Genomic DNA, 6,333 nt, shown 5'->3' with positions numbered 1-6,333 from the left:
GCAAAAGCCTGCCTGGTTCAACACGGCGGACTATCCGGTGGCGACCTTTGAATCGACTCGGGTAAAAGCGCTGGGCAATCAACGCTATCTGATCACCGGCAAACTTAACCTCAGGGGCATGACGCGCGAGTTGCAGGTGAAGGTGCTGTTGAAGCCGGAGCAGGCCATCGGGATTTTCGATGGCAACATCATTCTCAAACGCAGTGACTTCAAGATCGGGGAGGGGGAGTGGGCCGATACGGTGGTCTCCAACGACATCGACATCCGCTTCCGCATCGTCGCGCCGCAGCGGTGATTTTCCTGCGAGGGGCTCGATCTGTGACAATGGCCGGGCTGATGTTCAGTAAGCCTTGATCCGGAGTCAGAAACGCAATGCCCCAGCTCACCCACTTTGCCACTCCATGCCCGGAGCCCATCAACAGCCAGATTCTGCAGATGGTCGTCGACAACCTGACCGACATCAGCATGGTAGGCATCGCGCCGAGCAACCCGTTGTACAACGTCTATCAATACGCGGTGGGCTATGAGGTTCATCTCTACCTGGAAGCGCTCGGCGGCGCCAAAGGCATTGCGGTCGAGTTGACCGTCGCCATGGATGATGAAGATCCCGAGAAGGTCATCGGGTTTTTGCTGTACCTGCCGGTCAAGGACGATCCCGAGGCCTGCGGCGTGGCGTACATGGCGGTGCAGGCCAGTCACCGGCGGCGGGGCGTCGCACGGGCGATGCTGCAAGACATGCTCGATCGCTACCCCCATGCCGAGTTGACATGCACCGTCGCCAAAGTGCCCTGGTTCGAGTCGATGGGCTTTCAAGTGCTGGGCGTGCGCGGCACTCAGGTGCTGATGAACACCCGGGATCACGCCACTGAAGGCCTGATGGGCCTGTTGGATGTCACCTCGATCTACAGTTCTTTGGAGGTGCGGCAGATACATACGTATCTGCTGCAAAAACACGGCAAGCGGGCAATGATCGATGCAGAAAAGCAGCGCGACCGGCATCTCGACCAAATGACGCGCAACGCCAAGGCGTTTGTGCTGGATCGTTTGAGCAAAAACGCCGAGCACGGGCCTCGTCCCGTCTAGACTGTCGAGTCCTTTCGGGCGCGCAGGCTGGCCGAGGCGTGATATTCTGTCGCATTAACTTGGTTTGACTTATTCGGTTCGTACGTCCACAGACGTGCGACAGAATCAATGTCGCTCAAGTAGCTGAGCCAATAATGATAAGAAGTCAGTGCACGAGGGACATATAACTGAGGTCGATGGAGACACGTCGGCCTTGTGTGCCCACCTTCAAATCTTTCTGAATGCAGAAACCCGCGGCACGCTGCCTGCGTACCCGTGAACCTGGGTTGCTCATGAATGAGGGTTGGAGGCGGATGGCGTTTATCATAGGTGCTACAAATGTTTAAGAAACTGAACACAGCCCTGCTGGGGCTGGCTTTGTCGATGGGGATCACGTCCGCTTACGCGGAGGCAAAGAAAGTCGATGTGCTGCTCATTGGCGGCGGCATCATGAGTGCAACGCTGGGTGTATGGCTCAATGAGCTGGAACCCGACTTGTCGATGGAAATGGTAGAGCGCCTCGATGGCGTCGCCCTGGAAAGCTCCAACGGCTGGAACAACGCCGGTACCGGTCACTCCGCCCTGGCCGAGCTGAACTACACCCCGGAAGACGAGAATGGCAAAGTTCAGATCACGAAAGCCGTTGAAATCAACGAAGCCTTCCAGATATCCCGTCAGTTCTGGGCCTGGCAAGTTCAGCAAGGCGTGCTGAAGAACCCGCGTTCGTTCATCAACTCCACTCCGCACATGAGCTTTGTGTGGGGCGATGACAACATCAAGTTCCTGAAGAAGCGCTACGAAGCCCTGCAAGCAAGCCCGCTGTTCGCCGGCATGCAGTACTCCGAAGACCCGGCAGTGATCAAGAAATGGGTTCCGCTGATGATGGAAGGGCGTGACCCGAACCAGAAAGTCGCGGCCACCTGGAGCCCGCTCGGTAACGACATGAACTTTGGCGAGATCACCCGCCAGTTCGTCGCGCACCTGCAAACCACGCCGAAGTTCGACTTGAAGTTGTCTAGCGAAGTGCAAGACATCACCAAGAACGCAGACGGCAGCTGGCGCGTAAGCTACAAAAACCTGAAAGACGGCACCAAAACCGAAACCGACGCCAAGTTCGTGTTCATCGGCGCGGGCGGCGGTGCCCCGTGTCCTGGACGGCAAGCGCGTCATCCTGTTTGGCCCATTCGCGACCTTCAGCACCAAGTTCCTCAAAGAAGGCTCGTACCTGGACCTGCTGAGCACCACCACCACGCACAACGTGTGGCCAATGACCCGCGTCGGCATCAAGGAATACCCACTGGTCGAGTATCTGGCAGGCCAACTGATGCTGTCTGACGAAGACCGCATGAATGCCCTGAAAGAATACTTCCCGAATGCCAAAGCCGAAGACTGGCGCCTGTGGCAAGCCGGCCAGCGCGTGCAAATCATCAAGCGTGATGAAGCCGCCGGTGGCGTGCTGAAGCTGGGTACCGAAATCGTTGCTTCSSMWGACGGCACCATCGCCGGCCTGCTGGGCGCATCGCCAGGCGCRTCGACTGCCGCACCGATCATGCTGACCGTGCTGCAGAAAGTGTTCAAGGACAAGGTTGCCACCCCAGCCTGGCAGGAAAAACTGCACCAGATCGTGCCTAGCTACGGCACTCAGCTGAACAACAGCCCTGAGAAAGTGGCTCAAGAGTGGGCTTACACCGCCAAGGTGYTGGAGCTGACTCCGCCGCCGGTGATTGGTCAGGTGGCGGCTCCGGCTGCTGCTCCGGCTGCTCCGGCTAAGGCGCCGAAGGCTAATGCTGCGACGGATATGGCTTTGTAAGTAGAAGCGTAATCGGAAAGCCCACTGGATCGGTGACGGTCAGTGGGCTTTTTTGTGGGCGGGATTCAGTGCAGATGATTTGCGAGAGTGGCCAAAAGGAAATGCTTTTGTGGCGAGGGAGCTTGCTCCCGTTGGGCTGCGGAGCAGCCCCAGCGCGTGATCGGCCGTTTGGTGACCATGTCACCGCTGGCGTTTTTGAAGGGGGATTTGAGGGTGAAGTTGGATGCGCGCCCTTCGCATTGTAACTATCAAAGCCCTTTACCGAGGGGCAAGCCTCTCGGTAAAGGGCTGAGTGATTACTTGGGTGGAACGAAGTTATCCAGCATTCGATTCACCGCCAGTTCCGCCAGCATGATGACCTGCTGAAGCGCCAGCAGGGTATTGCGGTGGGTGCCCTCCACCAATGCAGCGATGTCGCTGGCCATGACACTGGCCGACGCCAGGTTCTCGCACGTTTGAACCAGCAAGGCTTCATGGCCAACATCCGGCGCAACCATGTACATGGTGCTGGGTTTGCGTGGGGTGTTGTTCATGATCGCCGCCGGGTTGAGGTAGAAATTGAGAGCGCGTTCGGCGGCTTCGTGAAATTTTTTTGAATCGTCGGATTCGTACGGGGATGCCGGATCGGTGTCAGGTCCCGGTGGGTTAGGTGTCACTTTGAACATAGATGGAACTCCGGTTTCGAATATTGGGGAGCCATCACCCTCGCTACCAAACGAAGGGTGGCGGCCATACGTGGGTTGGTAGACCGGTCGAAACGGGAAACCCGGCGCTCACGAAGGAGCCCCACGCATGCCCACCATATAAAGCCGAGTCCCAAAAAAAAAGAGACTGCATAGGTGTCGCAATGCGACTGTTTCGAAGCGGGCTACCAAACCCGATCACTGTTTTTCAGTGACAGGGAAACGATATAGCCCGCCCCACAGCCGCACAAGCCAGCGGATTCTGGCGCACGCGTAGGCAACGACGCAAGGCGTTGTAGCCGTTAGGACGTAACAGCGGGTGTCTTTAAACACGCATCGTTAAACGTGTGAGCGCTTTCAAAAAACGAGGAAGCGTCTGACAATTTTAGGGTTGTGTTGCGGCACGGCCGCACCTGTCGCCCGCTTAAAGTCATGCAGGGCGCGCGCGACGGCGCGGTTTTTTTGAATCAAGGATTTGGTAGGAGAATGCCTGATCGGTCACCGGCGGATGGATATGACGCTGAGCGCTGCGTCGGTCCTTTTGAATGGAGCCGTGCAGGGTTGAAAAAAGATGACAACTGTACGCAGGTAATGGAGTCGTGCTACTCCGCCCGGTCACTGCGGGCGGTGACGGGAGACAAGATACCGGCGACCGCCTGGCGAAACAGCCGGCCGATTCTGTAGCGGGCGTAGGCAATGGCGTTGGATGTTGTAGCCTCACGAAGTCATACAGCGTTTCACCGAGCACGTCCTTCCAAGGCGATTACCTTGTCTTTACGCCTAGTTCAACTTCTGAGCTTCCAGTTTCGCCAGGAAGTCTCGAATATTGTTCTGTACGGCGCGATTGACTGATTCCTTGAGGCGGACGACACCCGCGAAGGCGTAGCCTGGAGGGACGATGCCCTGGGTGATGATCGTTTCTTCGAGCAAGGTTTCGCCCGTTTTGCGATTTACCAGCAGGTACTTTGCAGAAGCATCAGTCACCATGGTCACGCCAGCTGCCGGCGGATCCAGCTCCTGGATTTTGACGAAAAGATTCACTTTTTTTGTCGACTCGTCGTCGAATACTGAACTCTTGTTAATGGCTTCTACTACTGCCCTTTCCCAGAGTTCGGGAATGCCTTCACCATCGGACGGTACATTTCCTGTTTGCTCATTGGGGGCAGCGAAGGAAACGGATACTGCACGAAGGTCCGCGTCCACTTTGTGAGTCGAGGGCGAAATACTTGGAACGGAGAAATTCAGAGGGGGTACAGATGTGCAGCCGCTTAGCAAAGCGACCAGCAATGTACCGATGGCGATCCTTGAGCGCATCCTTGTTTCCTTTCTGAAAATGAGTTGAAGCGAGAAGAGCATAGTAGGCGTTAGCCCAAGTCGCCTTTGTCCCTTGCTAAACGGCAGCAAGATCTGCCGTTTAGCAAGGGACTCACTTTTTTGCCCAGGAAACTCAAACAGCCTTGATCAAGGGTAAATTCTCAAGGTTGTCTCTGGTGGAGCTGTCCCTTCGAGAGGCACCTACAACCTAACGTGCCACGGGCTGCTCCGCCCAGTCACTGCGGCGGTGACAGGAGGCACATGGAAATAAATTTGTCCCATTTTTATTATCGCTAAACCTTTGCGACCTCAGGCCGCTATAGGCCAGAGCGAGCCCCTCCTCCAGGAACATCAGCCGTTAACGACTGAGGTACTTCGATAAGTTTAGTCGCCAGGCGGACCGCCTCTGTTCGTCCTAATTCACGTTCAAGCTCTCAAATTTTCACAGAAAAGAAAGGACACTTATGCGTCAACTTCTCCCCTTGGCAATCAGTTTGACTCTCATCGGCTGCGCCACCAGTAAAACCGACGTTCGCAATGAAGCCGAGGCTGGCAAGTTTGACCCTACCACCACCGCCCGTGTCCGTCTGATCACAGGCGATAACGCGCACGGCGGATTCGTCAGCGGCCAGACTTGCGAGAAGTTTTACAACGAGTCTCTCAAGAGTTTTCCCATCGAACAGTCCGGCTGGAAAACCGCCCATATCGACTCCGCAGGTCTTTATCCATTCAGGGAGTCAGACCATCAGAACAGCGTGATTGGCATGCCTGCGAGCAAGGAGAGCAAGCTGATCAACGAATCACCCCGACTCTACGACGAGCATGTCGTGACTGCCAACCAACCCTTCATTGCGACCTTTGGCATGGTTGGCTCGGTTTCATGCTCGCCCAAACCCGTGGTGTTCACGCCAGAGCCGGGGCAGGATTATGAAATGCAGTTCCAGATTGTCAAAATCAGCACGTTCAAAGCGGGTTGCATCATTCAGCTACGCAAACTCACTGCTGTTGGAAATACCACTATAGAAACGCCAATGCGACCACAGGTCTGCGCCAGGTCAGCAGATGGAAACTTTCACACCAAGGATCCACTCTTCAATGCCCAGTGAAGCCTCTGCTTCTTGCCTGCTTTGACCTTGCCGGATCACCGCTCAGCAACAATTCGTATAACCCCTGAAAAGGGCTCAAGCCAGCAGCTCGCTGATCCACCGAACCTGCCGGGCAATGTCTTGCAAAAAGGTGCAAAAAGGGGACTGATTTATTTCCTTCAAAATAAATCAGTCCCCTTTTCCGCCAATGTCGGTTCCGCACYTGGACMCCCGTGTCCTGGACGGCAAGCGCGTCATCCTGTTTGGCCCATTCGCGACCTTCAGCACCAAGTTCCTCAAAGAAGGCTCGTACCTGGACCTGCTGAGCACCACCACCACGCACAACGTGTGGCCAATGACCCGCGTCGGCATCAAGGAA

Annotated in this window: 5 protein-coding genes and 2 pseudogenes; 5 read left to right on the top strand and 2 right to left on the bottom strand. The window is 56.0% G+C overall.

The genetic code is table 11. The annotated features are described in order from the left end of the window. The 3 genes and pseudogenes from AC1DIS_RS29835 to AC1DIS_RS29825 all read left to right on the top strand — a co-directional run. On the top strand, nt 1–295 hold a 295-nt coding region (locus tag AC1DIS_RS29835; protein ID WP_477781288.1), incomplete at its 5' end, for a YceI family protein. Nucleotides 296–372: 77 nt separating this feature from the next. After that, nucleotides 373–1,083, top strand: a complete 711-nt coding sequence (locus AC1DIS_RS29830) for a GNAT family N-acetyltransferase (protein ID WP_477744290.1) — start codon at nt 373–375, stop codon at nt 1,081–1,083. Between the two features lie 318 nt (nt 1,084–1,401). After that, nucleotides 1,402–2,872: pseudogene (locus tag AC1DIS_RS29825) on the top strand (malate:quinone oxidoreductase). Between the two features lie 296 nt (nt 2,873–3,168). On the opposite strand, the gene AC1DIS_RS29820 reads toward AC1DIS_RS29825, so the two are convergent. Together AC1DIS_RS29820 and AC1DIS_RS29815 are read right to left on the bottom strand one after the other, a co-directional pair. Further along, a complete protein-coding gene (locus tag AC1DIS_RS29820; RefSeq protein ID WP_028940413.1) occupies nt 3,169–3,537 on the bottom strand; it encodes a DUF6124 family protein in 369 nt (122 codons plus the stop codon). Between the two features lie 798 nt (nt 3,538–4,335). Then, nucleotides 4,336–4,869, bottom strand: a complete 534-nt coding sequence (locus AC1DIS_RS29815) for a hypothetical protein (RefSeq protein ID WP_028940414.1) — start codon at nt 4,867–4,869, stop codon at nt 4,336–4,338. A 464-nt stretch (nt 4,870–5,333) separates the two neighbouring features. Between AC1DIS_RS29815 and AC1DIS_RS29810 the strand changes: the two genes are divergently transcribed. Beyond that, the gene (locus AC1DIS_RS29810; protein ID WP_028940415.1) at nt 5,334–5,975 is read left to right on the top strand and encodes a hypothetical protein; all 642 of its coding nucleotides are present in this window, start codon (nt 5,334–5,336) and stop codon (nt 5,973–5,975) included. Between the two features lie 181 nt (nt 5,976–6,156). Then, nucleotides 6,157–6,333: pseudogene (locus AC1DIS_RS29805) on the top strand (malate:quinone oxidoreductase); the annotation flags it as partial.

The organism is Pseudomonas sp. 05N433, from assembly GCF_056396925.1.
The sequence above is the reverse complement of the archived record's forward strand: the minus strand, read 5'-3'. Positions and strand labels throughout refer to the sequence as shown.

Coding starts and splice junctions, on each gene's coding strand:
- AC1DIS_RS29830 (WP_477744290.1), top strand. CDS start 373: ATGCCCCAGCTCACCCACTTTGCCACTCCATGCCCGGAGCCCATCAAC.
- AC1DIS_RS29820 (WP_028940413.1), bottom strand. CDS start 3,537: ATGTTCAAAGTGACACCTAACCCACCGGGACCTGACACCGATCCGGCA.
- AC1DIS_RS29815 (WP_028940414.1), bottom strand. CDS start 4,869: ATGCGCTCAAGGATCGCCATCGGTACATTGCTGGTCGCTTTGCTAAGC.
- AC1DIS_RS29810 (WP_028940415.1), top strand. CDS start 5,334: ATGCGTCAACTTCTCCCCTTGGCAATCAGTTTGACTCTCATCGGCTGC.